At 65.4% G+C, this 272-nt stretch carries 1 protein-coding gene; it reads right to left on the bottom strand.

Translation table 11 applies throughout. The features are described from left to right. Positions 1–272, bottom strand: a 272-nt coding sequence (locus CVH10_RS20655; RefSeq protein WP_181244591.1) for a transposase, incomplete at both ends; no start/stop codon positions are given.

The following is a 272-nucleotide window of genomic DNA, read 5'->3' as shown; positions in this document are numbered from 1 at the left end:
GATCATCGCCGATTGGGGCGATGCTTTCTAGCGTCATGTAGCGAGAGCGCTGGACGGCCCACTCGTCGTTCTGTTCGAGCAGGATCGCGCCGACGAGGCGGGTGATGGCAGCCTCGTTGGGGAAGATGCCCACGACCTCGGTCCGGCGCTTGATCTCGCCGTTCAGGCGCTCCAGCGGGTTCGTGGAGTGGAGCTTGACCCGATGGGCGGCCGGGAAGCCCATGTAGGCCAGCACGTCAGGCTCGGCGGTATCCATCAGGGTGGCCAGCTTG

This window comes from Halomonas sp. ND22Bw, assembly GCF_003011945.1.
Lineage (GTDB): Bacteria > Pseudomonadota > Gammaproteobacteria > Pseudomonadales > Halomonadaceae > Halomonas > Halomonas halophila.
This window is presented reverse-complemented; position numbering and strand designations above follow the sequence as displayed.